The sequence below is a fragment of the Thiofilum sp. genome (assembly GCF_016711335.1).
Classification (GTDB): domain Bacteria; phylum Pseudomonadota; class Gammaproteobacteria; order Thiotrichales; family Thiotrichaceae; genus Thiofilum.
The window spans coordinates 1-21,147 of sequence record NZ_JADJTF010000002.1; the positions used below are offsets into that span (position 1 = coordinate 1).

The following is a 21,147-nucleotide window of genomic DNA, read 5'->3' on the forward strand; positions in this document are numbered from 1 at the left end:
AGAAAAGGGCTATGAATCCAATTGAAATAGTGACACCGCTGGTGTCAGTTTTACATATTAGCTAAAGCAATAGCGTACTTTTCCAAAAGTACCAATTTTTGGTATACTCTCCTGATTAAATAAAGGAGGGTTTACCCATGCCTAGAAATACCTCAGTCACCTTGGGCACTCACTTTGAAGGCTTTGTAGATCAACTGGTGCATCAAGGTCATTACCACTCGGTCAGTGAAGTGATTCGCGCCGGCTTGCGCTTATTGGAAGAACAAGAACTTCGAGTCCAACAACTGCGTGAAGCCTTGATTGCAGGCGAGCAGAGCGGGGCAGCCGTGGCGTTTGATCGTCAACGCTTTACCCAAGCGATGCGCCAAGAGCTGCAATCCTCATGATACCGACTTATACGCTCACGCCTTTAGCGCTGGAGGATCTTAAATCCATTTGGCGCTATGGAGCTGAAACATGGGGACTAGAGCAAACCGAAGCCTACGGGGAAAAAATCCTAGATGCTTTTGAGTTTTTGGCCGAAAACCCGCAAGCCGGTCTAGCTATTGAGCATATTCGTGCAGGGTATAAACGCCATCCCGTAGGCTCACATTTGATCTTTTATCGGGTGGTAGAGAACTGCGTGGAGGTTGTGCGGATATTGCATCAGCGAATGGATATAGCGCGGCAGTTGAAGCATTAAGGCAGAACGCTCTAAAACCTTATTTGACAATCTACCTAAGGAAAGGAATTTTACGGCTTTTCCGGTAAATGCATTAAGCCTAAAGATCAGAGCTGAAGAGAAAGCCCTGATCTTGTCTTTAAACATCGCTACAGGTTTATTCTGTAGGTGCTTCCTCAACAGGCGCTGCTTCAGTGGGGGCTTCTTCAGCGGGTGCTTCCTCAACAGGCGCTGCTTCAGTGGGGGGCTTCTTCAGCGGGCGCTTCCTCAACAGGCGCTGCTTCAGTGGGGGCTTCTTCAGCGGGCGCTGCTTCTTCGGCTGCGGTTTCTTCAGTGACAGTCACTTCCAATTCTGGAGCATTGTTTTCTTCCATGAGGTGCCTCTCTAAGCGGTTGTTTCAATAATTAAAGATAAGACATTGCGTCCTAGTCCTTGAGGAGTACCACGCCTGTTATTCTCGCCTTAACTAGGGTGGCTTTTGGAGTATAGGACAGACTTAAACCTAACAAAGGTGGTTATTTGCAATTAATGAGGGGGTAGAGAGAAGTCTTAGTTAGCCAGCTTTTATAGATCATTTATTCACCTGTGATTCACCGAATTTGCGCAACCATTAGCGTTTTGCTTAAAAAGCAAGCAACCCTCCCAACCGCTAGGTAACGCTTAATGACCCCTACTTTATTACAAACTTGTGCTGAAGAACTCGCTAATGTGGCTCAAAAATACAGCCCTAGTTTAGGCGGCTCGATGCAGCTCCATGCACACTCACGCCAAGGCGCTTATGAAATAAGGGTGATGACCCAGCAGCAGGATAAAGAATGGTGTTTGGTGAAGTTAGTTTTAAAGGGTGCACCTGTGGTACAGCGGGATATGAATGTACAGGTAGGCGTGAGTAAAGAAGTGGGAACAGCGGGCAGTCTGTCCCCCTAACGGCTTGCTGTTGATATGCCAATAATAAGATTTTTTAATTGATTGAAAACTCGCCCTATAGATTAATATTTTTTCTATCATAGAGCAATAATTAATCAGTATTTTAGTGTAAAAAGGGTCGTTTGCTCCGGTTACTTATGCACGGAGAGTTAGGGTTTTAGTTGAACGTTTAGTGTTCGGATAAATTTGTATTGTACTTTTATCCGAACTTCACCAATTTGCTAGTTATTTTTTAAGTTCTAACGCCAGCCTTCCTCCCTGATCAGCAATACGTACTTCTGCCTGTAATGATACCGATGTAAATGTCATGGTTAGATAAATAACTACTGCTACTGCCACAATAGTTAGGCTGATTTGTTTGAGTCTCATAAAATCATTCTCTAATAATTAAAATTAAACTTTACAACCCTTATTGAGTGAGTCCTGTGATGGGTTTCTCGTAGGATTGTTGGTGCTTACTGTGTCTTGCTGCCAAAAAAGGGGCATTAATAGCCTCTTTTAGCTTTTTTAATTTTGAGTACTTAAGACTGAATGTTCGAGAACTGAGTATCCAGCCAGAGGCACGGCTGGATACTCAGTTGCATGATTCAATCGGCACGATTTTTAGAGTTATCCACAGGTTTTGAAGGTACTGCCGTATTTAATATTTATATTAATATATTTAGGCACGCTGCAAGCCTTGTAGAATGCGGGTTCCAGTGTTCATAAAGGGACAGATTGTTAGTCATAAAGGGACAAAAACGGTGCTATAAAGGGACGGATTGTTAGTTACAAAGGGACAAATTGTTAGTATTTAAGGCTTAGACAGGAATAGTCCTTTTATATAGAATAACTAGCTTACTTCTCTGAGTTTTTATCTATGACCAAACGTCAACTGGTGGTTAAATCTAATAAAGTAGTTGAGGCGAGTTACAGACTTACATTAAACGAACAACGCTTGATTTTGCTCTGTATTGCACAGATTAAAAAAGGACAAGTCGTAAATAGATTGGACAGGTTTGAAGTCTCTGCCAATGAGTTTGCAAAAGTCTTTAATGTTGGTCTTGATCAGGCTTACCGTGAACTTCAGCAAGTAGCTGAGCGCTTGTATGAACGTTCTGTCACCATTGCCAATCCTGATCCTGATGACCCTCGTATTAGTTATACCAAAACTCGTTGGATTTCCTCCATAGACTATTTGCCTAACTATGGCTCAGTAGTACTGCAATTTGCTCACCGCATGATTCCCTATATCTCAATGCTGGAGGGTAGCTTCACCATGTACCGCTTGGAATCTATTAGCAAAATGGGGAGTGCTTACAGTATTCGACTTTACGAATTGCTCATGCAGTGGAGGGAGGTAGGCAAACGGGAAATTGCTTTGGAGGATTTACGGAATATTCTTCAACTTGAAGGACGCTACTCTGCCATTAAGGATTTTAAGGTGCGAGTACTAGAACCCGCTCTACGTGACATCAATGAGTACTCTGATTTAGAAGCCAGCTATACCCAGCGCAAAGCGGGACGGATAGTGAGTCATTTAATCTTTCACTTTAAGCCCAAACCCAACGCTAAACCTATGACTAATCCCAAGCCTAAAGCTAAACGCATTACTAAGGCAGAAATTGAAAAAGCGGCACGTCCGGGGGAGAGTTATGAGGAGGTAAAGGCTCGATTGGAAGAACAGTTAAAGTTGGCACTTTAGATAATCCGTTTTTTAACGAGTTATAAGCAAACTTCAAAAAACCTGCTTGACTGCTAGTAAATTCAATAAATTACTGGTCAAACTTTTATTAATCTTTTTGGCTTCCCTCATCAAATTAAGCTGCATATTGGTTTCTGCTATTTCTTTAAGGCTGGTAGCAATTGATTTACCTTGCTTTTCTTCAAACCAATTTAATACCGTTAATAAATGCCATAAACTCAGTGATCCTGAGTAAACAGGCTCTGGAAAAGATTGAGCATGACGTATGACTAATTGACGCATATTCTGACGCGAAAAACCGATGATTTCTGCTATTTCGGTCAGTCCTACTAGGTCAGGAGTAGCCTCAATGAGTTTGGCATCAGGAATAACGCTTAAAACCTCATTAATGGCGGACGTTACGGCTTCTAAAGCGGAGGCTGCTTCGCGATTAAATTGCAGTGCAATTTTACCTTTTTCACCAATACCAATAATCGCATCATCACAACCTGCTTCACCTAAAGACTCAACGTAAATACTAGGATCTACCTGATTGTCGTTAAGTAAAAATTTTAAGGTAAAATCGTATTCGTTACGGCTCATGGTTATCTTGATCTGCTGTTGGGTGAGTGGTGCAGTTATCTACTACTCGTCTAATTTGTTTGGCATGGTTAGTGGGATTTTTGGGAGTACTCCAAATACTGACTCGGCAAAACTCACCACAACGGCATTCCTTATCATTGTAGGGGCATTTCATCTGTCCCCATGCATGGCTTCCACCTTGCTCAACTAACCATCCATTCGCTTCTGCATGTTTTAAAGCTCCTTCGATGTCTTTATGGGGATGTTTACTGCGTGCCATAGTGTTCCTTATAAAAAATAGAGGTTCATGGAAAGGTTGTCAAATGACAACTTCTTATCTGCAAGATAAATACTACCATTGCATCCAAGCATAAAATTGGGGTGTTTCCGTTACTATTGAACTGTATGGGTAAACAGTAACAAGGGTAATAATAAGCAGTTTTAAGCCATCTTTTTTTGTCCAGCAAAAGTTATCCACAGGCACGCGCTGGTAGAATAATTAAGGTAGAAAGAAAAGGTAGAGATTTTTGGAAGCCTGCTAGATCAAGGCTTCCAGAGGCAAAAGCGGAATGCTACACCGATGAAAGCGGAATGCTACACCGATGAAAGCGGAATGCTACACCGATGAAAGCGGAATGCTACACCGATGAAAGCGGAATGCTACACCGATGAAAGCGGAACGCTATCCCGATGCCAAACGCTACTTAAAACGATTCCAATAGGCTTGTTCTTTACCTTGAGTACTTAGCTCAATTTTGGGGTTTTGAATGATATGGAGCCGCTCTAGCTCAATCATGGCTTCTTCCAAAGCCTCTTTGAATTTGCGCATAGGTGAGTCATAGCAACACACTTCTTTCAAGTATTCTAAGGAATAACGTTGTACTTTATCGGAGCTGGTTGCTACTAAACGTTGCAAGCGTTTGGCTAGGTCAATCCGGTTTTCGATTTGAAAACGCTTATTCCAATCAATTAAAGCAAATTCACTGTTTTCATACAGGGCAATCCACTTAGGATTGATTTTGAGGGTGTATTCTTCGGTAGTCTCATCAAGACTGAAGCTATCTAATAAATTGAGATTTTCGACTTTTAGGCGTGTTTTACCGTTCTTGCGTACCTCAATCATAATGGCAGAAACCACTAGGGTCTTCATGGTGCGCAGTAACCATTCGTATTGCCACTTTCCTGTATCTCGCCCAATAGCACGTAAAAAAGCAGCCCTATTAATGGTAATAGGTTCACCTAGCGGGGCTTGGCGGGCTACGTGAATAGCCTGCATCCAAACATCAGCTTGTGCCTCGTCTAGTTGATCACCCCAATATTCAATTACTGCATCTGATCGACTCACTAATACAGTACCTCGGTGTACTTTACGTCGACCGCGTGCAATAGGTGCAAAGAGGCTAGAGCGAGCCAAATGGTTGGGTATGGCGCGTTCTATCTCTGTCCAAGTTGGAAGCTGGATGACCTCGGCTTTAGGCTTAGGGGTAGCCTTGGCTTTGGTCTTTTGTTCGGCTGCTTTAGCCTTTTGCTCTAACCAATCGGGTACTAGGCTCATGGGGTGTCTCTAAAGACTGTGCAAAAAATCACTGAAATTTTACTATTTGTAATAAATATTTGACCATTTGTCAAAAATATAAGATATTATGAGCTTTATATAGCAACGCTATGGAGGCCATTATGTCATGATGACTAATGTTAGTAATTCATAGACAAGCTGTTTATAGATTTGAATTAGTAGTCGTTATCCGCACAAGGATTAACTGCAAAATGAGAAAACATGATTCAGTTTTAAGTGTCACTTTAGCTGACTTTTTAAGTTACTCCTGTTTCAGGATAACACTTAATGCAAACCTAGAGAGTGATAGCTATGTCTATTTTAACGCGCAGGGTTGTCAAGATTCTTCTTGATATTAAACAAAAACATGCAGATGATTTAGATGCAAGTATCATTGAGGAAATAGATAAAATTTTAGATGAGCTTATGCCTTATGGTATTGACGATAACCATGTCATTACTTATGAGAAGGCAGCTTCTATCTTAGAGTTTATTGCTAGAGTACTATCCATTTTTATGGGTTAATTATGATGTATTTATTAATAGGTTATACAGTTACCAAGCAACAATAATCGAACCTATAATAGTTCTTGTAATCTAATTACTGCAACCTCTTGCGCATAATTATGTAACCTATTAGGTAACAATGCGATGGACATTAGTAATACGATTAAATTGTGCCGAACAGCCCGTGGACTGTCTCAAACTGAGTTGGCTGAAAAAGTCGGTGTGTCAACATCTTATATTTCTCTGATTGAACAAGGTAAAAGGGATATATCCATGTCCATGCTAAGTAATCTTGCTAAAGGTTTAGATGCACCTGTTGAAATTTTATTGTTTATGGCGGCTGATAAAGATCAGATTCGTAATCTGGATAGCCAATTAGCCGATGATATATCAATGGCAATACTTGATCTCTTGTCAATCAAAAAGCCAAAAAAGCAAGAAGCAGACACACCTGAAGTTGTAAAAAAAGAAGAGACTTGTAGTTAAGCAAGTCTCATATTTATTAGTCTAGATTTTATATATTTAATTTAGATAGGTTTTTTATTTCAATTTTCTTTACTAATAAACTCTTTTATCTTTATATTAAAAAATATAAAAGTTTAGCTCGATTGAATTAGAAAAGCTTTTTCAAGCTTTAATTAATTTCCTACGCTCCAACCAGTCATACAAGGTACTTGGTGAGCAATCCACTAACTTGGCTATGGCTCGCTTGCTAATGTCCTTAGCTAAGTAGCCTTTGATTTCAGCGGCTTTGTCATCGAGCTTTACCTTAGCCGCTCGCCCTTTGGGTCGACCTAGGGTCATACCTTGGGCTTTGCGTTTGGCTAGGGCTTCCTTGGTTCTCATGCTGATAAATTCGCGCTCGATCTCGGCGGCTAAGCCCAAGACGGTGGCGGTGATTTTGGAATTAAGCGAATTATCAAAACGCATATTTTGCTTAGCAATGTGCACTTCTAAGCCCGATTTAGCGGCAAATTCGAGCATTTCGAGTACTTGAAGGGTCGAACGTGCCATACGCGACACTTCGGCAAATATCACCTGATCGCCGCTTTTCATGGTTTTCATGAGCAATTCACCGCTTTTGCGGTCTTGCCAGTTCTTTTTGCCGGAGACGGTATCCTCAACAAACACCACACCGCTTAAGCCTTGCTTGTTGGCATATTCAAGAATCCCGTGACGTTGGTTGTCTACGTCTTGTTGATCGGTACTGACGCGCAAGTAAGCATAGTGAGCCATGAAAGTACTCCAGAAAGGGTGGGAGATAACTTAGCGGAAGTTTGATTTATAGACAGTATTTTTCTGGACGGTGTGGAAGTTGTCTAGGGCATTATTGGAATCATAATGATGATTAGATATGATTAAGTATGAATTATTATGAAAGGGTTTCACTATGCGCCACACCATTTCACTCCCTGATCCTATGAGCCACTATGTAGATGGTCAGGTTGCATCAGGTTTATACGGCAATATCAGCGAGTATATTCGCGACCTAATACGGAAAGACCAAGAACAGAAACAAATGGCTATAAACGAATTAAGAGCCGTTTTAGACCATGCTGAGGCTAGTGGGGTCAGTCGTTTGTCAATGGCTGAGATTCGCACTAAGGCACGTCTTAAGGTCGCACAATGAGTTATCAATTAACGGAGGATGCAGAGCAGGATATTTTAGACATCTATGTCTATTCCTATCGTGAATTTGGTGAGGATAAAGCTGAATCCTACTACGAAACCCTAAGCGCTCATTTCGATCTGTTAGCTACTAATCCAAAGCTGGGTACTGACTTTGGTCATGTGAAAGCACAAGTAAGACGGTCTACTTGTGCCAGTCATTCAATTTATTACCGATTGAAAAACAATGATGTATTAATTCTAAGAGTACTACACCAAAGTCGTGACCCTGCTAGATTTCTTTGAATTTAACTTGCTTCAGATAAAAAAGTACCTTGAATTGTAATTTTTAAGGCTGGTTGTCCAACTACGTGACCAGCCATATTAAAATTTTTATCGGTTGAGTTGCCTTGTAGTGCTAAATCAAAATTATTAGCTGCCCCAAAGATCGAATCATTACCAGCTTGATTCCATTTATTAATATTTATTTGTCCAGAGATTAAATTATTATTGGAATCTATTTTGCCCGTATACAAGTAAGCTGGATCACCACCGTTTATTGCTCCATCTTTAACAACTACTAATCCATAACCTGTTATACCTAAAGATGAAGTAAAGTTTGCATGATAAATACCATTCTTCATAGTTTGATAGCCTTTAAAAAATTAATAATGTTTAAAATTATATCAATTAAGTAGGTCATATTGAGACCAACCCTTGGTAGTAGTTAATGTTTTCTTCTCTTTGATGGTGTGAAAACACCCCTCTGTTTTTAACATTCGTTTTTAATACGTTTTTAGGTGTCGAATTCGTTAATAAAATCATATAGATAGAGTACCCAATTCTAACAAAAAGGTTGTTAAATCTAACAAAAAGGTTGTTAAATCTAACAAAAAGGTTGTTATCCTAACACTTGATTATTATGTTGAGTTTGTTAGGCTAACAATAAATCAAAAGGAAGATTTATTGTATGAAACCCCTTACTAAAACCAGTTATATCAACATGACTAATGACCTTATTCGTAGCGCTCAGGGTTTGAATTTAGGTGAGAAGCGTTTATTGATGCTGGCAGTTTCTAAACTCGACAGTAAAGCTAAGCCTAGTGTGCAAGCTGCTACAGTAAAAATTACGGTTGCAGAGATGGTGCAAGAGTTTGACCTCAACCCTGATAAAGCCTATCAAGAAGCTAAAAAAGCAGCTCAAGGTATTATGAAACGCCAAATTCGGTTCAAACCCGATGATGCCGACGTGGCATTAATTCAGTGGGTGGGCAAATCAGCCTATAACAAGGGACAGGGCTGGATATTGATTGAATTTTATCATGGATTATTTCCACATTTGTTTGACTTAAAGGGCTACTTTGCTAGTTACAAACTCAGTCGAACCAGTGCTTTGCGCTCTATTTATTCGTGGCGCTTGTTTGAGCTATTTATGCAATTCAAGAACACTGGCTTTTTAACGATTTCTATTGATGAGTTTAATCATATTATGGAGGTGGCAGATACCTACAAAAATGATTTTGGGCTGCTAAGAACTAGAGTCATTGAGCCAGCCACTAAAGAAATTAGGGAAAAAGACGGGCTAGCCGTGACTTGGGAAGCTATTAAAGGCGGTCGCAAAGTCAAAGCATTGAAATTTACCTTTCCGGCTGAAACACCAGAAGCCAAACCCGCAACCAAACGCGCCAAATCCCCCAAGCAATCCTCAGAAACTGTTGATAAGCCCCTCACCAAAGCTCAGGCTAAGGCGGAATTAGAGAGCTTTAAGAAGCTAGCCGCCTTAGCGAAATTGAAAGGTGTTGAAAAGGTAAGATAAGTTCTAAACGACTTATAAAAAAAGCCCTGACAGGGGAACTGAGGGCTTAAGAAGTGTTGAGAGTTTTGATTAAAACCGTTTTTTAATAGTGAGTTCTTAATCGTGGTCAGAACGACCAGAGTCATGAGAGTCTGAATCCGAATGCCCCGAATCATGAGAGTCTGAATCACCAGAGCTGTGTGACTCAGAATGATTGGAATCGGAGTCAGAACCGGAGCTATGTGACTCAGAACGACCCGAATCAGCATCAGAGTGACCTGAACTATGAGATTCCGTGCCAGCACGATCATCAGAGCCAGAACGTTCGGTAGCGCTACTATGCGATTCAGTACGACTAGAACCTGTGCTATGCGACTCGGTGCGTCCTTTGAGCAAATCATCCTTGTCTGATTGTCCTGAGACTTGACCCTTGAAATAGGTTTCTTCTGCAAAGCTGCTTTGAGTCATACCGACGGCTACTAAAGCACCAAAAACTAAGGCGGCTAATTTCATCATGATGTCCTTCTCTAGAGGTGGCTGAGTAGTTGATGATGAGAGATTAGTGCTGAGATCTTAATAACTTCTTAAGTGCTAATGGATTTTAAAAAAACGCTCGTTTTTTCCGGTCATCTGACGAGTTTGATTTTTAAGCAAGACTTTCTTAAATTTTTTACCCCTATGCTTCGCTGATTTTTTAGGCTTTAAGCGTCCAGAAAAAACGCCCTTATCTCAGCGCCACGCTAGATCCATTTTCAGCACTCAATGAATAACAATTACGCATGGAATACTTAAAAATCCGCCGCAGCAAAACGCAGCGCCGCGCCAATGGTTTGCCCTATGCCGTGCCTTTGTGGGTCACTAAGCGGCGCAAATATGGGGATACCTTAAGCGAGGAGGCGATTTCGATTAAGCGCCCTGTGCTAGTTATGGGTGCTCACGATTCCGGCAAAACCCGCTGGTTACAACGTATGCACGAACACGCGCTAGAGATTTGGGGCAGTAAAACGCTGGCTCAGCCGTTGTATTTGGACACGCTCAGTCCCTTGAGTACGTGGTGTGAGCCGAGCTTTTTGGCGACGTGGTGGGATCAGCGCCGCCATACCTTGACTCAGTTAGACCCGGAATGGACTGCCCAGCTATGGAAACACTTAAAAGCGCATACCCGTGCTGAGCTGCTCAGTACCTATTGCCAAGACACTAAGGCGGTGCTGCTGGTGGATGATGCGCACAAGCTCACCGGACGTAAGCTCCAGATTGCGCGTCAATGCGTGCTAGAAGCCCCGATTTTTGTCATGGCGGCGAGCGAAGAGCAGCGCCTACCTCCTAGCCTACGTTCGGTCGTGATGCGCCGAGAACCGCAAATTTTTAGATTAGATTCGGAAGTTTCTTATGACGCTACCAACTTGTTTATTTGGGCGCTATTGCTCGCGTGTTTGGCGCTGGGGTGGTGGGAAGCTGCGCTGGTCATGGGTGGGGTTAAAGCTTTGGGTAGTGGTCGGCGGGCTAGATGTGGAGGATATTTCCGGTTTGGGCAATTCGTATGTGGGAATTGTCGCCAATATGCCGCTTTACTCCAGCAATGAGCTAGACCGCCACAAAGAACGTGAATATAACCGCCTTGACATCAGGGGATTCCTTAGTACAGCCGTCCATGTCCGAACGGGAGAACGATGCTAGTTCTCTTACTTCACCCTGTCCCCGTAGAACTACTAGACAAGAGGAGTTAGGCAGCAACAGCCTAACCAACTCGAATAAGTATAACGTTCATCGGCTGTCGCCGATAGCCTTATATCTCGTACCTGAAGAAAGGAGCTTTACGGCTTTTCCGGTAAAGACACCGCCAAGGCGGTCGCAGACTTTGTGAGTAGTATTGCTGCCCGTAATCACGCGGTGCGCTCTGTGGCGCTTTATCGCAGCTTAGAAGCGCGTGCCGCGATTCGGGTGCAACAGGGCATTGTGGAGGTCACCGAACAAGTGGGTTACATGGAAAAAGTCGCCAATGCCCAAAAAGAGCTGGTCAACCAAGAGGCAAAAATCATGGAAACGCGCCTGATGTTGGCGGGGATGTGTGACCCGGTGAATGCCAAACGGATGGGGGATTGGTTGAAACAGGTTTCAGTTGTGCCGAAACACGACCGATGAAGTGGATTAATCACCTAGCGATTGCCGGCGCTACAACGGCTCTGGTTGCGCCGGAACTCGTACCCCTAGCCCTGATAGGGTCTACCGCTCCTGATTGGCTAGAAACGCTTTTAAATGCGTTTAAACAGCATGTTCGCCATCGAACAGTGACCCACTATGTGAGTGTGTGGGGAATGGGCTTGGTGTTTGCGGTGGGGTTGTGGGATTTTCACGGGATATTAGCGGCGTTTATGTGGGGGGGCTTGTCGCATGTGTTGGCGGATGCGCTTACGGTAATGGGTGTGCCGTTTTCGCCTTATTCGGATCGGCGTTTTCATTTGTTGGGCGGGAGGCTCCGAACGGGTGATCCGGGGGAGTATTTCATTGCGTGGGGGTTGGTGGGGCTGTGTTTGCTGCTGTCGGTTGTGTTTAAGCCTCAGGGCGGGGTGGGCTGGTATCCGTTTTTCTTTGATTGGGCAGGGTTGTATCAGGACGGGGTGATTGATGCGAAGGAGTGGAAGGATAATCGGCTGAGGTTTTTTTGAGCAACCATTAGTAAAAATGGTCGCTCAATTTTGCTCTAAAATTATTATGGAATTAAATGATTTAAAATAAAATGTATCTTTTCTGAGATTTCATTTAAACCTAAACTATTATCCGATAATAGCTTTTCAAAACTATTGAATATTTTTGGCACTAGCGTCAAAAAACGACTAAAATTTTCTAATTTTTGCCATTTCTTGATTTTTAAACTAAGAATTTCTTTTTCTAACTGTAATTTTTGAATTTCAGATGTTAAATCTTTCATCTTATATTCTCCTGTTTCAGGATAATTAACGTCATCACGACGTGCATCTGGGGTTGAAAATACCACTCCCATTACTAAATATTATATACTTATCGTAAAAACAATCAATAAATACTTTTTAAATCAGTTACTTAAACTTCATTTGCACACTAATTCCCACCTAACTCTAACATAAGCAGAAATTCCAATTATTTATAAGTTATTGATAAATAATATTTTAATTTTCATATATGGACGTTTAGTTACCCATAAGACGACATTTACCTTGCAGGTTCAGTCGTGGTCTTTTCTTTTTTCGTGCGTAAGCACACCTCTTCTTTTTATTTTTAATATTTTTAATATTTTTAGACGCGAAATTCTCTTTTAAAATCAATATATTGCAAAGGCATAAGACGACGTTTTCCGTGCTATAAGACGACGTTTTCCGTGCTATAAGACGACGTTTTCCGTGCTATAAGACGACGTTTTCCGTGCTAATAAAGACTATAAATAAAATTGTCTTTTGAAAGACTTAATGATATAGTAGTCTCTACTATGAAAGACCTAATTGTTAAAGACAACGCATTGATTAACGCTGGCTATAGTCTAACGATTGTTGAACAGCGCATTATTTTACTAGCCATTGTTGAGGCTAGACGAACCAATACTGGCATCACAGCCAATGACCCTTTAACTATTCATGCCGATAGTTACATAACGCATTTTGATGCCCATAAAAATACTGCCTACAGTGCTCTACAAGAGGCGTGTAAAAATTTGTTTGAAAGACGATTTACTTATCAAGAGATCAATAAAAAGGGAAATCTTGAAAAGGTTTATAGTCGTTGGGTTAGTGAGGTTCGATATATTGATAATGAAGCCAGTGTCAAACTGATTTTTTCTCCAGCCGTAGTACCTCTCATCACTCAATTAGAAAAACAATTTACCAGCTATGAGATAGAACAAGTTTCTAATCTTTCTAGTACTTATGCCATAAGACTTTATGAATTACTTATTCAATGGCGCAGTGCAGGAAAAACACCTATTTTTGAAATGAGGGAGTTTAAAAGCAGGTTAGGAGTAGAAGAAAAAGAATACATAAGAATGAGTGACTTTAAAAAACGAGTTTTAGATTTAGCCATTGAGCAAATTAACGAAAATACGGATATTACCGCCAGCTACGAACAACACAAAGCAGGTCGAGTGATTACTGGATTTAGCTTTACGTTTAAATTCAAAAAATCAGCTAAAACCACGAAAAAAACCACGCTAGAGCCTACCCCTACTCCAGCCCCTGATCCCGATGCGGAAAAACGCGAAGCCTATGCGCAGTTTTTAAATTATCAACGCCAAGCCAAACTACTGAAAGAAACGATTGAGCAATTAGCCACGAAAAAGGAGCTTAAACAGTTTAAAACCTTTGGCTTTATGAAATAACGATTTAACAACCGCCCTAGCCTAGTGTTACCAGCACCAGACTAGGACTTCACTTAACGACTAAACCCTAATCAAGGAGTCGAAAAATGCACGCTGATGCTATCACAACGGTGCTTCCTGCGCCTTTACCCGTTGCCTATCCTAATCGCGAGGCACAACTCACTATCCTGCACCATGCCCTGACCGAAGTACTCAACAGCCACGAACTACGCGAAGCCGATCCGCCGATGCTAGACGTGTTGTATGTGCTGAATGAACGCTTTGGGGAGCTGTTGCGGGGGGATTAAGCGTACCGGTACGGTTTGAGCACCCCTAGGGGTGCTTGAACCTAGGAACAGAAAAGGGCTATGAATCCAATTGAAATAGTGACACCGCTGGTGTCAGTTTTACATATTAGCTAAAGCAATAGCGTACTTTTCCAAAAGTACCAATTTTTGGTATACTCTCCTGATTAAATAAAGGAGGGTTTACCCATGCCTAGAAATACCTCAGTCACCTTGGGCACTCACTTTGAAGGCTTTGTAGATCAACTGGTGCATCAAGGTCATTACCACTCGGTCAGTGAAGTGATTCGCGCCGGCTTGCGCTTATTGGAAGAACAAGAACTTCGAGTCCAACAACTGCGTGAAGCCTTGATTGCAGGCGAGCAGAGCGGGGCAGCCGTGGCGTTTGATCGTCAACGCTTTACCCAAGCGATGCGCCAAGAGCTGCAATCCTCATGATACCGACTTATACGCTCACGCCTTTAGCGCTGGAGGATCTTAAATCCATTTGGCGCTATGGAGCTGAAACATGGGGACTAGAGCAAACCGAAGCCTACGGGGAAAAAATCCTAGATGCTTTTGAGTTTTTGGCCGAAAACCCGCAAGCCGGTCTAGCTATTGAGCATATTCGTGCAGGGTATAAACGCCATCCCGTAGGCTCACATTTGATCTTTTATCGGGTGGTAGAGAACTGCGTGGAGGTTGTGCGGATATTGCATCAGCGAATGGATATAGCGCGGCAGTTGAAGCATTAAGGCAGAACGCTCTAAAACCTTATTTGACAATCTACCTAAGGAAAGGAATTTTACGGCTTTTCCGGTAAATGCATTAAGCCTAAAGATCAGAGCTGAAGAGAAAGCCCTGATCTTGTCTTTAAACATCGCTACAGGTTTATTCTGTAGGTGCTTCCTCAACAGGCGCTGCTTCAGTGGGGGCTTCTTCAGCGGGTGCTTCCTCAACAGGCGCTGCTTCAGTGGGGGCTTCTTCAGCGGGCGCTTCCTCAACAGGCGCTGCTTCAGTGGGGGCTTCTTCAGCGGGCGCTGCTTCTTCGGCTGCGGTTTCTTCAGTGACAGTCACTTCCAATTCTGGAGCATTGTTTTCTTCCATGAGGGGCCTCTCTAAGCGGTTGTTTCAATAATTAAAGATAAGACATTGCGTCCTAGTCCTTGAGGAGTACCACGCCTGTTATTCTCGCCTTAACTAGGGTGGCTTTTGGAGTATAGGACAGACTTAAACCTAACAAAGGTGGTTATTTGCAATTAATGAGGGGGTAGAGAGAAGTCTTAGTTAGCCAGCTTTTATAGATCATTTATTCACCTGTGATTCACCGAATTTGCGCAACCATTAGCGTTTTGCTTAAAAAGCAAGCAACCCTCCCAACCGCTAGGTAACGCTTAATGACCCCTACTTTATTACAAACTTGTGCTGAAGAACTCGCTAATGTGGCTCAAAAATACAGCCCTAGTTTAGGCGGCTCGATGCAGCTCCATGCACACTCACGCCAAGGCGCTTATGAAATAAGGGTGATGACCCAGCAGCAGGATAAAGAATGGTGTTTGGTGAAGTTAGTTTTAAAGGGTGCACCTGTGGTACAGCGGGATATGAATGTACAGGTAGGCGTGAGTAAAGAAGTGGGAACAGCGGGCAGTCTGTCCCCCTAACGGCTTGCTGTTGATATGCCAATAATAAGATTTTTTAATTGATTGAAAACTCGCCCTATAGATTAATATTTTTTCTATCATAGAGCAATAATTAATCAGTATTTTAGTGTAAAAAGGGTCGTTTGCTCCGGTTACTTATGCACGGAGAGTTAGGGTTTTAGTTGAACGTTTAGTGTTCGGATAAATTTGTATTGTACTTTTATCCGAACTTCACCAATTTGCTAGTTATTTTTTAAGTTCTAACGCCAGCCTTCCTCCCTGATCAGCAATACGTACTTCTGCCTGTAATGATACCGATGTAAATGTCATGGTTAGATAAATAACTACTGCTACTGCCACAATAGTTAGGCTGATTTGTTTGAGTCTCATAAAATCATTCTCTAATAATTAAAATTAAACTTTACAACCCTTATTGAGTGAGTCCTGTGATGGGTTTCTCGTAGGATTGTTGGTGCTTACTGTGTCTTGCTGCCAAAAAAGGGGCATTAATAGCCTCTTTTAGCTTTTTTAATTTTGAGTACTTAAGACTGAATGTTCGAGAACTGAGTATCCAGCCAGAGGCACGGCTGGATACTCAGTTGCATGATTCAATCGGCACGATTTTTAGAGTTATCCACAGGTTTTGAAGGTACTGCCGTATTTAATATTTATATTAATATATTTAGGCACGCTGCAAGCCTTGTAGAATGCGGGTTCCAGTGTTCATAAAGGGACAGATTGTTAGTCATAAAGGGACAAAAACGGTGCTATAAAGGGACGGATTGTTAGTTACAAAGGGACAAATTGTTAGTATTTAAGGCTTAGACAGGAATAGTCCTTTTATATAGAATAACTAGCTTACTTCTCTGAGTTTTTATCTATGACCAAACGTCAACTGGTGGTTAAATCTAATAAAGTAGTTGAGGCGAGTTACAGACTTACATTAAACGAACAACGCTTGATTTTGCTCTGTATTGCACAGATTAAAAAAGGACAAGTCGTAAATAGATTGGACAGGTTTGAAGTCTCTGCCAATGAGTTTGCAAAAGTCTTTAATGTTGGTCTTGATCAGGCTTACCGTGAACTTCAGCAAGTAGCTGAGCGCTTGTATGAACGTTCTGTCACCATTGCCAATCCTGATCCTGATGACCCTCGTATTAGTTATACCAAAACTCGTTGGATTTCCTCCATAGACTATTTGCCTAACTATGGCTCAGTAGTACTGCAATTTGCTCACCGCATGATTCCCTATATCTCAATGCTGGAGGGTAGCTTCACCATGTACCGCTTGGAATCTATTAGCAAAATGGGGAGTGCTTACAGTATTCGACTTTACGAATTGCTCATGCAGTGGAGGGAGGTAGGCAAACGGGAAATTGCTTTGGAGGATTTACGGAATATTCTTCAACTTGAAGGACGCTACTCTGCCATTAAGGATTTTAAGGTGCGAGTACTAGAACCCGCTCTACGTGACATCAATGAGTACTCTGATTTAGAAGCCAGCTATACCCAGCGCAAAGCGGGACGGATAGTGAGTCATTTAATCTTTCACTTTAAGCCCAAACCCAACGCTAAACCTATGACTAATCCCAAGCCTAAAGCTAAACGCATTACTAAGGCAGAAATTGAAAAAGCGGCACGTCCGGGGGAGAGTTATGAGGAGGTAAAGGCTCGATTGGAAGAACAGTTAAAGTTGGCACTTTAGATAATCCGTTTTTTAACGAGTTATAAGCAAACTTCAAAAAACCTGCTTGACTGCTAGTAAATTCAATAAATTACTGGTCAAACTTTTATTAATCTTTTTGGCTTCCCTCATCAAATTAAGCTGCATATTGGTTTCTGCTATTTCTTTAAGGCTGGTAGCAATTGATTTACCTTGCTTTTCTTCAAACCAATTTAATACCGTTAATAAATGCCATAAACTCAGTGATCCTGAGTAAACAGGCTCTGGAAAAGATTGAGCATGACGTATGACTAATTGACGCATATTCTGACGCGAAAAACCGATGATTTCTGCTATTTCGGTCAGTCCTACTAGGTCAGGAGTAGCCTCAATGAGTTTGGCATCAGGAATAACGCTTAAAACCTCATTAATGGCGGACGTTACGGCTTCTAAAGCGGAGGCTGCTTCGCGATTAAATTGCAGTGCAATTTTACCTTTTTCACCAATACCAATAATCGCATCATCACAACCTGCTTCACCTAAAGACTCAACGTAAATACTAGGATCTACCTGATTGTCGTTAAGTAAAAATTTTAAGGTAAAATCGTATTCGTTACGGCTCATGGTTATCTTGATCTGCTGTTGGGTGAGTGGTGCAGTTATCTACTACTCGTCTAATTTGTTTGGCATGGTTAGTGGGATTTTTGGGAGTACTCCAAATACTGACTCGGCAAAACTCACCACAACGGCATTCCTTATCATTGTAGGGGCATTTCATCTGTCCCCATGCATGGCTTCCACCTTGCTCAACTAACCATCCATTCGCTTCTGCATGTTTTAAAGCTCCTTCGATGTCTTTATGGGGATGTTTACTGCGTGCCATAGTGTTCCTTATAAAAAATAGAGGTTCATGGAAAGGTTGTCAAATGACAACTTCTTATCTGCAAGATAAATACTACCATTGCATCCAAGCATAAAATTGGGGTGTTTCCGTTACTATTGAACTGTATGGGTAAACAGTAACAAGGGTAATAATAAGCAGTTTTAAGCCATCTTTTTTGTCCAGCAAAAGTTATCCACAGGCACGCGCTGGTAGAATAATTAAGGTAGAAAGAAAAGGTAGAGATTTTTGGAAGCCTGCTAGATCAAGGCTTCCAGAGGCAAAAGCGGAATGCTACACCGATGAAAGCGGAATGCTACACCGATGAAAGCGGAATGCTACACCGATGAAAGCGGAATGCTACACCGATGAAAGCGGAATGCTACACCGATGAAAGCGGAACGCTATCCCGATGCCAAACGCTACTTAAAACGATTCCAATAGGCTTGTTCTTTACCTTGAGTACTTAGCTCAATTTTGGGGTTTTGAATGATATGGAGCCGCTCTAGCTCAATCATGGCTTCTTCCAAAGCCTCTTTGAATTTGCGCATAGGTGAGTCATAGCAACACACTTCTTTCAAGTATTCTAAGGAATAACGTTGTACTTTATCGGAGCTGGTTGCTACTAAACGTTGCAAGCGTTTGGCTAGGTCAATCCGGTTTTCGATTTGAAAACGCTTATTCCAATCAATTAAAGCAAATTCACTGTTTTCATACAGGGCAATCCACTTAGGATTGATTTTGAGGGTGTATTCTTCGGTAGTCTCATCAAGACTGAAGCTATCTAATAAATTGAGATTTTCGACTTTTAGGCGTGTTTTACCGTTCTTGCGTACCTCAATCATAATGGCAGAAACCACTAGGGTCTTCATGGTGCGCAGTAACCATTCGTATTGCCACTTTCCTGTATCTCGCCCAATAGCACGTAAAAAAGCAGCCCTATTAATGGTAATAGGTTCACCTAGCGGGGCTTGGCGGGCTACGTGAATAGCCTGCATCCAAACATCAGCTTGTGCCTCGTCTAGTTGATCACCCCAATATTCAATTACTGCATCTGATCGACTCACTAATACAGTACCTCGGTGTACTTTACGTCGACCGCGTGCAATAGGTGCAAAGAGGCTAGAGCGAGCCAAATGGTTGGGTATGGCGCGTTCTATCTCTGTCCAAGTTGGAAGCTGGATGACCTCGGCTTTAGGCTTAGGGGTAGCCTTGGCTTTGGTCTTTTGTTCGGCTGCTTTAGCCTTTTGCTCTAACCAATCGGGTACTAGGCTCATGGGGTGTCTCTAAAGACTGTGCAAAAAATCACTGAAATTTTACTATTTGTAATAAATATTTGACCATTTGTCAAAAATATAAGATATTATGAGCTTTATATAGCAACGCTATGGAGGCCATTATGTCATGATGACTAATGTTAGTAATTCATAGACAAGCTGTTTATAGATTTGAATTAGTAGTCGTTATCCGCACAAGGATTAACTGCAAAATGAGAAAACATGATTCAGTTTTAAGTGTCACTTTAGCTGACTTTTTAAGTTACTCCTGTTTCAGGATAACACTTAATGCAAACCTAGAGAGTGATAGCTATGTCTATTTTAACGCGCAGGGTTGTCAAGATTCTTCTTGATATTAAACAAAAACATGCAGATGATTTAGATGCAAGTATCATTGAGGAAATAGATAAAATTTTAGATGAGCTTATGCCTTATGGTATTGACGATAACCATGTCATTACTTATGAGAAGGCAGCTTCTATCTTAGAGTTTATTGCTAGAGTACTATCCATTTTTATGGGTTAATTATGATGTATTTATTAATAGGTTATACAGTTACCAAGCAACAATAATCGAACCTATAATAGTTCTTGTAATCTAATTACTGCAACCTCTTGCGCATAATTATGTAACCTATTAGGTAACAATGCGATGGACATTAGTAATACGATTAAATTGTGCCGAACAGCCCGTGGACTGTCTCAAACTGAGTTGGCTGAAAAAGTCGGTGTGTCAACATCTTATATTTCTCTGATTGAACAAGGTAAAAGGGATATATCCATGTCCATGCTAAGTAATCTTGCTAAAGGTTTAGATGCACCTGTTGAAATTTTATTGTTTATGGCGGCTGATAAAGATCAGATTCGTAATCTGGATAGCCAATTAGCCGATGATATATCAATGGCAATACTTGATCTCTTGTCAATCAAAAAGCCAAAAAAGCAAGAAGCAGACACACCTGAAGTTGTAAAAAAGAAGAGACTTGTAGTTAAGCAAGTCTCATATTTATTAGTCTAGATTTTATATATTTAATTTAGATAGGTTTTTTATTTCAATTTTCTTTACTAATAAACTCTTTTATCTTTATATTAAAAAATATAAAAGTTTAGCTCGATTGAATTAGAAAAGCTTTTTTCAAGCTTTAATTAATTTCCTACGCTCCAACCAGTCATACAAGGTACTTGGTGAGCAATCCACTAACTTGGCTATGGCTCGCTTGCTAATGTCCTTAGCTAAGTAGCCTTTGATTTCAGCGGCTTTGTCATCGAGCTTTACCTTAGCCGCTCGCCCTTTGGGTCGACCTAGGGTCATACCTTGGGCTTTGCGTTTGGCTAGGGCTTCCTTGGTTCTCATGCTGATAAATTCGCGCTCGATCTCGGCGGCTAAGCCCAAGACGGTGGCGGTGATTTTGGAATTAAGCGAATTATCAAAACGCATATTTTGCTTAGCAATGTGCACTTCTAAGCCCGATTTAGCGGCAAATTCGAGCATTTCGAGTACTTGAAGGGTCGAACGTGCCATACGCGACACTTCGGCAAATATCACCTGATCGCCGCTTTTCATGGTTTTCATGAGCAATTCACCGCTTTTGCGGTCTTGCCAGTTCTTTTTGCCGGAGACGGTATCCTCAACAAACACCACACCGCTTAAGCCTTGCTTGTTGGCATATTCAAGAATCCCGTGACGTTGGTTGTCTACGTCTTGTTGATCGGTACTGACGCGCAAGTAAGCATAGTGAGCCATGAAAGTACTCCAGAAAGGGTGGGAGATAACTTAGCGG

Annotated in this window: 35 protein-coding genes; 20 read left to right on the top strand and 15 right to left on the bottom strand. The window is 41.7% G+C overall.

What is annotated here, in order from left to right; all coding sequences use genetic code 11:
* Positions 1-137: 137 nt before the first annotated feature.
* Both IPL34_RS18820 and IPL34_RS18825 read left to right on the top strand, forming a co-directional pair.
* Positions 138-386 carry a type II toxin-antitoxin system ParD family antitoxin gene (locus IPL34_RS18820; RefSeq protein ID WP_296843087.1) on the top strand — a complete coding sequence of 83 codons (249 nt, stop codon included), beginning with the start codon at positions 138-140 and terminating at the stop codon, positions 384-386.
* The gene (locus IPL34_RS18825; RefSeq protein WP_296843088.1) at positions 383-682 is read left to right on the top strand and encodes a type II toxin-antitoxin system RelE/ParE family toxin; all 300 of its coding nucleotides are present in this window, start codon (positions 383-385) and stop codon (positions 680-682) included. The genes IPL34_RS18820 and IPL34_RS18825 overlap by 4 nt, the downstream gene beginning before the upstream one ends.
* A 215-nt stretch (positions 683-897) precedes the next feature.
* Here the strand turns inward: IPL34_RS18825 and IPL34_RS18830 are convergent, their stop codons facing one another.
* Positions 898-1,035 carry a hypothetical protein gene (locus IPL34_RS18830; RefSeq protein WP_296843089.1) on the bottom strand — a complete coding sequence of 46 codons (138 nt, stop codon included), beginning with the start codon at positions 1,033-1,035 and terminating at the stop codon, positions 898-900.
* A 290-nt stretch (positions 1,036-1,325) separates the two neighbouring features.
* Here IPL34_RS18830 and IPL34_RS18835 point away from each other — a divergent pair, with 290 nt between their 5' ends.
* Complete coding sequence (locus IPL34_RS18835) at positions 1,326-1,589, top strand: hypothetical protein (protein ID WP_296843090.1); 264 nt, start codon at positions 1,326-1,328, stop codon at positions 1,587-1,589.
* Positions 1,590-1,814: 225 nt separating this feature from the next.
* Here IPL34_RS18835 and IPL34_RS18840 read toward each other — a convergent pair whose 3' ends face one another.
* Positions 1,815-1,958, bottom strand: coding sequence for a hypothetical protein (locus tag IPL34_RS18840; RefSeq protein ID WP_296843091.1), 144 nt, complete (start codon positions 1,956-1,958; stop codon positions 1,815-1,817).
* 490 nt (positions 1,959-2,448) lie between these two features.
* Between IPL34_RS18840 and IPL34_RS18845 the strand changes: the two genes are divergently transcribed.
* On the top strand, positions 2,449-3,273 hold the full coding sequence (locus IPL34_RS18845; RefSeq protein ID WP_296843092.1) for a RepB family plasmid replication initiator protein: 825 nt from the start codon (positions 2,449-2,451) through the stop codon (positions 3,271-3,273).
* A 33-nt stretch (positions 3,274-3,306) separates the two neighbouring features.
* Here IPL34_RS18845 and IPL34_RS18850 read toward each other — a convergent pair whose 3' ends face one another.
* The 3 genes from IPL34_RS18850 to trfA (IPL34_RS18860) form a co-directional block, all read right to left on the bottom strand.
* Positions 3,307-3,855, bottom strand: coding sequence for a DNA-binding protein (locus tag IPL34_RS18850; protein WP_296843093.1), 549 nt, complete (start codon positions 3,853-3,855; stop codon positions 3,307-3,309).
* A complete protein-coding gene (locus tag IPL34_RS18855; protein ID WP_296843094.1) occupies positions 3,845-4,114 on the bottom strand; it encodes a hypothetical protein in 270 nt (89 codons plus the stop codon). The genes IPL34_RS18850 and IPL34_RS18855 overlap by 11 nt, the downstream gene beginning before the upstream one ends.
* Positions 4,115-4,534: 420 nt before the next feature.
* On the bottom strand, positions 4,535-5,389 hold the full coding sequence (gene trfA, locus IPL34_RS18860) for a plasmid replication initiator TrfA (RefSeq protein ID WP_296843095.1): 855 nt from the start codon (positions 5,387-5,389) through the stop codon (positions 4,535-4,537).
* 312 nt (positions 5,390-5,701) lie between these two features.
* Here trfA (IPL34_RS18860) and IPL34_RS18865 point away from each other — a divergent pair, with 312 nt between their 5' ends.
* Both IPL34_RS18865 and IPL34_RS18870 read left to right on the top strand, forming a co-directional pair.
* Positions 5,702-5,914, top strand: a complete 213-nt coding sequence (locus IPL34_RS18865; RefSeq protein ID WP_296843096.1) for a hypothetical protein — start codon at positions 5,702-5,704, stop codon at positions 5,912-5,914.
* Positions 5,915-6,040: 126 nt separating this feature from the next.
* Positions 6,041-6,382 (top strand): helix-turn-helix transcriptional regulator, encoded by a 342-nt coding sequence (locus IPL34_RS18870; protein WP_296843097.1) that lies wholly within the window; start codon positions 6,041-6,043, stop codon positions 6,380-6,382.
* A gap of 141 nt (positions 6,383-6,523) precedes the next feature.
* On the opposite strand, the gene IPL34_RS18875 is transcribed toward IPL34_RS18870, so the two are convergent.
* Positions 6,524-7,132, bottom strand: coding sequence for a recombinase family protein (locus IPL34_RS18875; RefSeq protein WP_296843098.1), 609 nt, complete (start codon positions 7,130-7,132; stop codon positions 6,524-6,526).
* Positions 7,133-7,286: 154 nt separating this feature from the next.
* On the opposite strand from IPL34_RS18875, the gene IPL34_RS18880 reads away from it, so the two are divergent.
* Together IPL34_RS18880 and IPL34_RS18885 are read left to right on the top strand one after the other, a co-directional pair.
* A complete protein-coding gene (locus tag IPL34_RS18880; protein WP_296843099.1) occupies positions 7,287-7,526 on the top strand; it encodes a type II toxin-antitoxin system ParD family antitoxin in 240 nt (79 codons plus the stop codon).
* Complete coding sequence (locus IPL34_RS18885) at positions 7,523-7,810, top strand: type II toxin-antitoxin system RelE/ParE family toxin (RefSeq protein ID WP_296843100.1); 288 nt, start codon at positions 7,523-7,525, stop codon at positions 7,808-7,810. The genes IPL34_RS18880 and IPL34_RS18885 overlap by 4 nt, the downstream gene beginning before the upstream one ends.
* 2 nt (positions 7,811-7,812) lie before the next feature.
* Here the strand turns inward: IPL34_RS18885 and IPL34_RS18890 are convergent, their stop codons facing one another.
* The gene (locus tag IPL34_RS18890) at positions 7,813-8,148 is read right to left on the bottom strand and encodes a GrlR family regulatory protein (protein ID WP_296843101.1); all 336 of its coding nucleotides are present in this window, start codon (positions 8,146-8,148) and stop codon (positions 7,813-7,815) included.
* A gap of 326 nt (positions 8,149-8,474) precedes the next feature.
* Between IPL34_RS18890 and IPL34_RS18895 the strand changes: the two genes are divergently transcribed.
* Entirely contained in the window at positions 8,475-9,320 is an 846-nt protein-coding gene (locus IPL34_RS18895) for a replication initiation protein (protein WP_296843102.1), read from the top strand.
* A 96-nt stretch (positions 9,321-9,416) separates the two neighbouring features.
* Here IPL34_RS18895 and IPL34_RS18900 read toward each other — a convergent pair whose 3' ends face one another.
* On the bottom strand, positions 9,417-9,815 hold the full coding sequence (locus IPL34_RS18900; protein WP_296843103.1) for a hypothetical protein: 399 nt from the start codon (positions 9,813-9,815) through the stop codon (positions 9,417-9,419).
* A gap of 263 nt (positions 9,816-10,078) precedes the next feature.
* On the opposite strand from IPL34_RS18900, the gene IPL34_RS18905 reads away from it, so the two are divergent.
* The 3 genes from IPL34_RS18905 (at position 10,079) to IPL34_RS18915 (ending at position 11,965) form a co-directional block, all read left to right on the top strand.
* Positions 10,079-10,882, top strand: a complete 804-nt coding sequence (locus IPL34_RS18905) for a hypothetical protein (protein ID WP_296843104.1) — start codon at positions 10,079-10,081, stop codon at positions 10,880-10,882.
* A gap of 277 nt (positions 10,883-11,159) precedes the next feature.
* Positions 11,160-11,441, top strand: a complete 282-nt coding sequence (locus IPL34_RS18910; protein WP_296843105.1) for a hypothetical protein — start codon at positions 11,160-11,162, stop codon at positions 11,439-11,441.
* The gene (locus tag IPL34_RS18915) at positions 11,438-11,965 is read left to right on the top strand and encodes a metal-dependent hydrolase (protein WP_296843106.1); all 528 of its coding nucleotides are present in this window, start codon (positions 11,438-11,440) and stop codon (positions 11,963-11,965) included. The genes IPL34_RS18910 and IPL34_RS18915 overlap by 4 nt, the downstream gene beginning before the upstream one ends.
* 44 nt (positions 11,966-12,009) lie before the next feature.
* Here IPL34_RS18915 and IPL34_RS18920 read toward each other — a convergent pair whose 3' ends face one another.
* Positions 12,010-12,300: a hypothetical protein gene (locus IPL34_RS18920; protein ID WP_296843107.1), complete on the bottom strand. Its 291-nt coding sequence runs from the start codon at positions 12,298-12,300 to the stop codon at positions 12,010-12,012.
* Between the two features lie 462 nt (positions 12,301-12,762).
* Between IPL34_RS18920 and repM the strand changes: the two genes are divergently transcribed.
* The 4 genes from repM to IPL34_RS18940 all read left to right on the top strand — a co-directional run bounded on the left by repM (position 12,763) and on the right by IPL34_RS18940 (position 14,662).
* Entirely contained in the window at positions 12,763-13,644 is an 882-nt protein-coding gene (gene repM, locus IPL34_RS18925; protein ID WP_296843108.1) for a replication initiation protein RepM, read from the top strand.
* A gap of 86 nt (positions 13,645-13,730) precedes the next feature.
* A complete protein-coding gene (locus IPL34_RS18930) occupies positions 13,731-13,931 on the top strand; it encodes a hypothetical protein (RefSeq protein ID WP_296843109.1) in 201 nt (66 codons plus the stop codon).
* Positions 13,932-14,117: 186 nt separating this feature from the next.
* Complete coding sequence (locus tag IPL34_RS18935) at positions 14,118-14,366, top strand: type II toxin-antitoxin system ParD family antitoxin (protein ID WP_296843087.1); 249 nt, start codon at positions 14,118-14,120, stop codon at positions 14,364-14,366.
* Positions 14,363-14,662 carry a type II toxin-antitoxin system RelE/ParE family toxin gene (locus IPL34_RS18940; protein ID WP_296843088.1) on the top strand — a complete coding sequence of 100 codons (300 nt, stop codon included), beginning with the start codon at positions 14,363-14,365 and terminating at the stop codon, positions 14,660-14,662. The genes IPL34_RS18935 and IPL34_RS18940 overlap by 4 nt, the downstream gene beginning before the upstream one ends.
* Positions 14,663-14,798: 136 nt before the next feature.
* On the opposite strand, the gene IPL34_RS18945 is transcribed toward IPL34_RS18940, so the two are convergent.
* The gene (locus tag IPL34_RS18945; RefSeq protein ID WP_296843110.1) at positions 14,799-15,014 is read right to left on the bottom strand and encodes a hypothetical protein; all 216 of its coding nucleotides are present in this window, start codon (positions 15,012-15,014) and stop codon (positions 14,799-14,801) included.
* A gap of 290 nt (positions 15,015-15,304) precedes the next feature.
* On the opposite strand from IPL34_RS18945, the gene IPL34_RS18950 reads away from it, so the two are divergent.
* On the top strand, positions 15,305-15,568 hold the full coding sequence (locus tag IPL34_RS18950) for a hypothetical protein (protein ID WP_296843090.1): 264 nt from the start codon (positions 15,305-15,307) through the stop codon (positions 15,566-15,568).
* 225 nt (positions 15,569-15,793) lie between these two features.
* Here the strand turns inward: IPL34_RS18950 and IPL34_RS18955 are convergent, their stop codons facing one another.
* Complete coding sequence (locus IPL34_RS18955) at positions 15,794-15,937, bottom strand: hypothetical protein (RefSeq protein WP_296843091.1); 144 nt, start codon at positions 15,935-15,937, stop codon at positions 15,794-15,796.
* A 490-nt stretch (positions 15,938-16,427) separates the two neighbouring features.
* Between IPL34_RS18955 and IPL34_RS18960 the strand changes: the two genes are divergently transcribed.
* Positions 16,428-17,252, top strand: coding sequence for a RepB family plasmid replication initiator protein (locus IPL34_RS18960; RefSeq protein ID WP_296843092.1), 825 nt, complete (start codon positions 16,428-16,430; stop codon positions 17,250-17,252).
* Between the two features lie 33 nt (positions 17,253-17,285).
* Here the strand turns inward: IPL34_RS18960 and IPL34_RS18965 are convergent, their stop codons facing one another.
* The 3 genes from IPL34_RS18965 to trfA (IPL34_RS18975) form a co-directional block, all read right to left on the bottom strand.
* Entirely contained in the window at positions 17,286-17,834 is a 549-nt protein-coding gene (locus IPL34_RS18965; RefSeq protein WP_296843093.1) for a DNA-binding protein, read from the bottom strand.
* Positions 17,824-18,093 carry a hypothetical protein gene (locus IPL34_RS18970; protein WP_296843094.1) on the bottom strand — a complete coding sequence of 90 codons (270 nt, stop codon included), beginning with the start codon at positions 18,091-18,093 and terminating at the stop codon, positions 17,824-17,826. Before IPL34_RS18970 ends, IPL34_RS18965 begins: the two co-directional genes overlap by 11 nt.
* A 419-nt stretch (positions 18,094-18,512) precedes the next feature.
* Complete coding sequence (gene trfA, locus IPL34_RS18975; RefSeq protein ID WP_296843095.1) at positions 18,513-19,367, bottom strand: plasmid replication initiator TrfA; 855 nt, start codon at positions 19,365-19,367, stop codon at positions 18,513-18,515.
* 312 nt (positions 19,368-19,679) lie between these two features.
* Here trfA (IPL34_RS18975) and IPL34_RS18980 point away from each other — a divergent pair, with 312 nt between their 5' ends.
* Both IPL34_RS18980 and IPL34_RS18985 read left to right on the top strand, forming a co-directional pair.
* Complete coding sequence (locus IPL34_RS18980; RefSeq protein WP_296843096.1) at positions 19,680-19,892, top strand: hypothetical protein; 213 nt, start codon at positions 19,680-19,682, stop codon at positions 19,890-19,892.
* A gap of 126 nt (positions 19,893-20,018) precedes the next feature.
* On the top strand, positions 20,019-20,384 hold the full coding sequence (locus IPL34_RS18985) for a helix-turn-helix transcriptional regulator (protein WP_296843111.1): 366 nt from the start codon (positions 20,019-20,021) through the stop codon (positions 20,382-20,384).
* A 117-nt stretch (positions 20,385-20,501) separates the two neighbouring features.
* Here IPL34_RS18985 and IPL34_RS18990 read toward each other — a convergent pair whose 3' ends face one another.
* Positions 20,502-21,110, bottom strand: a complete 609-nt coding sequence (locus IPL34_RS18990; protein ID WP_296843098.1) for a recombinase family protein — start codon at positions 21,108-21,110, stop codon at positions 20,502-20,504.
* Positions 21,111-21,147: the final 37 nt, after the last annotated feature.

Bases quoted from the DNA above. Each gene is read 5' to 3' on its own strand.
- IPL34_RS18820 (WP_296843087.1), top strand. From the start codon at position 138: ATGCCTAGAAATACCTCAGTCACCTTGGGCACTCACTTTGAAGGCTTT.
- IPL34_RS18825 (WP_296843088.1), top strand. From the start codon at position 383: ATGATACCGACTTATACGCTCACGCCTTTAGCGCTGGAGGATCTTAAA.
- IPL34_RS18830 (WP_296843089.1), bottom strand. From the start codon at position 1,035: ATGGAAGAAAACAATGCTCCAGAATTGGAAGTGACTGTCACTGAAGAA.
- IPL34_RS18835 (WP_296843090.1), top strand. From the start codon at position 1,326: ATGACCCCTACTTTATTACAAACTTGTGCTGAAGAACTCGCTAATGTG.
- IPL34_RS18840 (WP_296843091.1), bottom strand. From the start codon at position 1,958: ATGAGACTCAAACAAATCAGCCTAACTATTGTGGCAGTAGCAGTAGTT.
- IPL34_RS18845 (WP_296843092.1), top strand. From the start codon at position 2,449: ATGACCAAACGTCAACTGGTGGTTAAATCTAATAAAGTAGTTGAGGCG.
- IPL34_RS18850 (WP_296843093.1), bottom strand. From the start codon at position 3,855: ATGAGCCGTAACGAATACGATTTTACCTTAAAATTTTTACTTAACGAC.
- IPL34_RS18855 (WP_296843094.1), bottom strand. From the start codon at position 4,114: ATGGCACGCAGTAAACATCCCCATAAAGACATCGAAGGAGCTTTAAAA.
- trfA (WP_296843095.1), bottom strand. From the start codon at position 5,389: ATGAGCCTAGTACCCGATTGGTTAGAGCAAAAGGCTAAAGCAGCCGAA.
- IPL34_RS18865 (WP_296843096.1), top strand. From the start codon at position 5,702: ATGTCTATTTTAACGCGCAGGGTTGTCAAGATTCTTCTTGATATTAAA.
- IPL34_RS18870 (WP_296843097.1), top strand. From the start codon at position 6,041: ATGGACATTAGTAATACGATTAAATTGTGCCGAACAGCCCGTGGACTG.
- IPL34_RS18875 (WP_296843098.1), bottom strand. From the start codon at position 7,132: ATGGCTCACTATGCTTACTTGCGCGTCAGTACCGATCAACAAGACGTA.
- IPL34_RS18880 (WP_296843099.1), top strand. From the start codon at position 7,287: ATGCGCCACACCATTTCACTCCCTGATCCTATGAGCCACTATGTAGAT.
- IPL34_RS18885 (WP_296843100.1), top strand. From the start codon at position 7,523: ATGAGTTATCAATTAACGGAGGATGCAGAGCAGGATATTTTAGACATC.
- IPL34_RS18890 (WP_296843101.1), bottom strand. From the start codon at position 8,148: ATGAAGAATGGTATTTATCATGCAAACTTTACTTCATCTTTAGGTATA.
- IPL34_RS18895 (WP_296843102.1), top strand. From the start codon at position 8,475: ATGAAACCCCTTACTAAAACCAGTTATATCAACATGACTAATGACCTT.
- IPL34_RS18900 (WP_296843103.1), bottom strand. From the start codon at position 9,815: ATGATGAAATTAGCCGCCTTAGTTTTTGGTGCTTTAGTAGCCGTCGGT.
- IPL34_RS18905 (WP_296843104.1), top strand. From the start codon at position 10,079: ATGGAATACTTAAAAATCCGCCGCAGCAAAACGCAGCGCCGCGCCAAT.
- IPL34_RS18915 (WP_296843106.1), top strand. From the start codon at position 11,438: ATGAAGTGGATTAATCACCTAGCGATTGCCGGCGCTACAACGGCTCTG.
- IPL34_RS18920 (WP_296843107.1), bottom strand. From the start codon at position 12,300: ATGGGAGTGGTATTTTCAACCCCAGATGCACGTCGTGATGACGTTAAT.
- repM (WP_296843108.1), top strand. From the start codon at position 12,763: ATGAAAGACCTAATTGTTAAAGACAACGCATTGATTAACGCTGGCTAT.
- IPL34_RS18930 (WP_296843109.1), top strand. From the start codon at position 13,731: ATGCACGCTGATGCTATCACAACGGTGCTTCCTGCGCCTTTACCCGTT.
- IPL34_RS18935 (WP_296843087.1), top strand. From the start codon at position 14,118: ATGCCTAGAAATACCTCAGTCACCTTGGGCACTCACTTTGAAGGCTTT.
- IPL34_RS18940 (WP_296843088.1), top strand. From the start codon at position 14,363: ATGATACCGACTTATACGCTCACGCCTTTAGCGCTGGAGGATCTTAAA.
- IPL34_RS18945 (WP_296843110.1), bottom strand. From the start codon at position 15,014: ATGGAAGAAAACAATGCTCCAGAATTGGAAGTGACTGTCACTGAAGAA.
- IPL34_RS18950 (WP_296843090.1), top strand. From the start codon at position 15,305: ATGACCCCTACTTTATTACAAACTTGTGCTGAAGAACTCGCTAATGTG.
- IPL34_RS18955 (WP_296843091.1), bottom strand. From the start codon at position 15,937: ATGAGACTCAAACAAATCAGCCTAACTATTGTGGCAGTAGCAGTAGTT.
- IPL34_RS18960 (WP_296843092.1), top strand. From the start codon at position 16,428: ATGACCAAACGTCAACTGGTGGTTAAATCTAATAAAGTAGTTGAGGCG.
- IPL34_RS18965 (WP_296843093.1), bottom strand. From the start codon at position 17,834: ATGAGCCGTAACGAATACGATTTTACCTTAAAATTTTTACTTAACGAC.
- IPL34_RS18970 (WP_296843094.1), bottom strand. From the start codon at position 18,093: ATGGCACGCAGTAAACATCCCCATAAAGACATCGAAGGAGCTTTAAAA.
- trfA (WP_296843095.1), bottom strand. From the start codon at position 19,367: ATGAGCCTAGTACCCGATTGGTTAGAGCAAAAGGCTAAAGCAGCCGAA.
- IPL34_RS18980 (WP_296843096.1), top strand. From the start codon at position 19,680: ATGTCTATTTTAACGCGCAGGGTTGTCAAGATTCTTCTTGATATTAAA.
- IPL34_RS18985 (WP_296843111.1), top strand. From the start codon at position 20,019: ATGGACATTAGTAATACGATTAAATTGTGCCGAACAGCCCGTGGACTG.
- IPL34_RS18990 (WP_296843098.1), bottom strand. From the start codon at position 21,110: ATGGCTCACTATGCTTACTTGCGCGTCAGTACCGATCAACAAGACGTA.